We start from the raw sequence: 1,730 nt of genomic DNA on the forward strand, positions 1-1,730 counted from the left end.
GGAGAAATGTGCCAGACAGTCTCGTTGGGCTGGAGTGGCACATAACAAATACATGTTTTTGATTGACTTCATTCTTCATATTGATAGCCATATTGCCAGTTTGGTGACACAATTTGGACCATGGACTTATTTAATTTTGTTTGCCATTATCTTTATTGAAACGGGTATTATTATTATGCCGTTTTTGCCTGGCGATTCTTTGCTTTTCGCGGCTGGCGCTGTTGCCGCAACACCAGCAGGCATTGCGGCTGGTCTTAACCACTGGGTCTTTATGATACTATTCTTCGTTGCCGCAGTTGCTGGCGACACCTTGAACTTTTGTATTAGTCGAACGGGTGGGGCTAAGTTACTTCAGCATCCGTTCATGCGCCGCTTTATTAAAGAAGAACATATTCGTGAAGCCGAAGGCTTCTTTGAAAAGCATGGGGCGATGGCCATTATTATTGGTCGTTATATGCCAATTGTCCGGACGTTTGTGCCTTTGGTGGCCGGTATTAGTCAATTCCCATTCAGCCATTTCTTCAGAAATACATTGATTGCAGCCTTTTCATGGAGTTTCATTGCCACAGGTGCAGGGTACCTATTTGGTAATATTCCATTTGTGAAGGACAACTTCTCAATCATCATTATTGGTATTGCCTTTGTGACAATCTTGCCAACAATTATCAGTATTATCCGTTCAATGGTGATTAACCACCGCGCTAAGCAAATTGCAAAAGAAAATGACAACAAGTAAAGCTGCCGCCAGGTGGCTTTTTTTATTGCAGTAGTGCTGAGACGTGAGTTAGCTATGTACGCCCAAACGGGCATGCGTGTGTTTAGTTACTTGCTTGGTAATTAATGATTTTAGCGTCCATCGATGGGGCGGTTACTTTATCACCTTGATCTGTTTGATAGGTTTCGATCCCTTCAATCACACCAGAAAAAGTCACTTGTTGACCTTCTGATAGGTTTGAACCGCTCAGCAAATCTTGATCCACGTCAACAATCAATAGGTTGTTGGGGTTGTCATTGATTGCAAGCCGGACTTTATCATCACCATCAGTTGGCACAATTTTGACCACTTTACCGCTAAATTGCATTTTTTCGCCAGCAAAATCAGCTGGGGCGTGGGCAACTTGCTCATACGTGATGTCTGTGTGATAGGCAATGGGTTCATTATTGCTAATGTTAGGTGACACCTCAGTTATCGTATGAATATTATCATCGGGTTCCACATCGACATCAATTTCAGAGTCTTGATTAGTGCTACTGTCATCATCAGATGTGATAGCTAAGTTGTCAGACTTTGCGACATTTGAGGATAAGCCCCGGGCCGTCTCGGCCCCAACATCGGCCCCACATGAGGTCACTAAAAGTATCAGACTCATCACAAGCGTTGTGATCAATACGCGTCCGCTGACGCTACTGTCACGCTGTTTAACTTTGTCGATCACAAAAATGATCAATAGAACAAAAAATGCCACCAATGCGATCAAGGTTATGATCCAAAGTAAAGATAACATTCCTCTCATATTCTCACTCCCAAAGCCTTTTAATGTGGTTGCTCAGCACATGATGATAGACTGTTGTTAAACGTTAAGCAATTCATCGAAAATTATTCAGGTTATGTTGCGATAACATAACCTGAAGATGCGCTTATAACGCTACAACAAGCCATTATACTACCGTATTTGATCAGCCGTCAACTGGCTTTAGCTCGGGTGAATTAGGGATGATAATGCCTATTA

At 42.5% G+C, this 1,730-nt stretch carries 2 protein-coding genes; one reads left to right on the forward strand and one right to left on the reverse strand.

Annotated features, from left to right (window positions below; genetic code table 11):
* Nucleotides 1-52: 52 nt before the first annotated feature.
* A complete protein-coding gene (locus ACW12G_RS07875; protein WP_455647707.1) occupies nt 53-736 on the forward strand; it encodes a VTT domain-containing protein in 684 nt (227 codons plus the stop codon).
* A gap of 82 nt (nt 737-818) precedes the next feature.
* Here the strand turns inward: ACW12G_RS07875 and ACW12G_RS07880 are convergent, their stop codons facing one another.
* Nucleotides 819-1,370 (reverse strand): hypothetical protein, encoded by a 552-nt coding sequence (locus ACW12G_RS07880; protein ID WP_455647706.1) that lies wholly within the window; start codon nt 1,368-1,370, stop codon nt 819-821.
* Between the last annotated feature and the right edge of the window lie 360 nt (nt 1,371-1,730).

Source organism: Leuconostoc sp. (genome assembly GCF_965300815.1).

Coding starts and splice junctions, on each gene's coding strand:
- ACW12G_RS07875 (WP_455647707.1), top strand. CDS start 53: ATGTTTTTGATTGACTTCATTCTTCATATTGATAGCCATATTGCCAGT.
- ACW12G_RS07880 (WP_455647706.1), bottom strand. CDS start 1,370: ATGAGTCTGATACTTTTAGTGACCTCATGTGGGGCCGATGTTGGGGCC.